The organism is Methanosarcina sp. KYL-1 (genome assembly GCF_024372725.1).
Lineage (GTDB): Archaea > Halobacteriota > Methanosarcinia > Methanosarcinales > Methanosarcinaceae > Methanosarcina.
In genome coordinates, this window is the sequence record NZ_VOUA01000064.1 from 1 (window position 1) to 1,360 (window position 1,360).

Below are 1,360 nucleotides of genomic sequence, written 5' to 3' on the forward strand. Positions count from 1 at the left end.
CATGCGTCATCGGTTAAGCGTTAGACAAGCATCCCGGTGTGTGTTTTTATATTAACAAACTTAATAATAGTACGTCTATGTCGCCTCATCCCCAATCTACTCTCGAAGACTCTCTTCGGGAAATGTTTCCCGAAGAGTGGCTAAGGTAAACTGCCAAAGAAACTGGTCTTATAATACGTGAACGTAAAATTGATCCTGTCGTCATCTTTTGGGTTTTAACTCTTGGTTTTGGTGTACGCTTGCAGCGTACACTTGCCAGTTTGAAAAGAGAATATGAAAAAGAAGCAAGTAAGACCATAAGCGACAGCAGCTGGTACTATCGATTCACTCCAGAACTTGTTGAGTTTCTTCATCAGTGTGTTATTCACGGCATAGAAGAGCTTGCAAAAGAACCTGGTAGGAAGCTTAGCAAGAAACTCGAAAACTTTCAGGATGTTATCATTCAGGACAGCACAATTGTTCGTCTTCACTCCTCTTTAGCAGACAAATTTCCAGCAGCAAGAGCAAGAAATGTAGCTGCAGGAGTTAAAGTTGGAGTTATGGTAAGTGCAGTTGCTAACGGACCTAAAACCGTTGCTTTGTACTCTGAAAAAACAGCCGAGATAAAAACATTGAAAATAGGCCCATGGATCAAAGACCGTATTCTTCTTGTTGATCTTGGATTTTACAAAAATCAAATGTTTGCAAGAGTTGCGGAAAATGGGGGATATTTTGTCTCAAGAATTAAGAAGAATATGGATCCCATTGTTGTTTCTGTTGAAGAGGGACTTTCGAAGACAAAAAGCAAAGAGTTCGCTGGAAAACATGTTAGTGAGTGCATTAAGCAACTTTCAGGAAAAGATCTTGATGCTGTTGTGAAAATAACATTTAAAAGGAGATAATATAAAGGCAAGCAAAAACAAGATGAGATGAACTTACGTCTTGTTGCAATATATAACCATGAAGAAGAAAACTACCACATATATATAACAAACATTCAGAAAAATGTTTTAGATGCAAAAGAAATTGCAAAATTATATGGGGCAAGATGGGACATAGAGCTGCTTTTCAAGGAATTAAAAAGCAAATACGCGCTTGACGTTCTGGATACAAAGAATGAACAGGTAATTGAAGCTCTAATCTGGACAGCAATGTTGACTTTAATCGTTAGCAGAAGAATCTATTCTATTGTAAAGAATAATACTGCTCATCCTGAAAAGATGGTTCGATATACTCAGGAGAGATGGAGCATAATATTTGCTGAAAATGCATCAAATTTATTGACAGGGATTCTACATAGATGTGGAATTGAAAGAACTTTTGAAACAGTGATGAATGTATACGAAAGTCAAGCATTGGATCCACATGTAAATAGAGAAAG

1 pseudogene is annotated in these 1,360 nt (G+C 37.3%); it reads left to right on the forward strand.

What is annotated here, in order from left to right:
• Nucleotides 1-77: 77 nt before the first annotated feature.
• A pseudogene (locus FTO70_RS17895) lies at nucleotides 78-1,360 on the forward strand (IS4 family transposase); the annotation flags it as partial.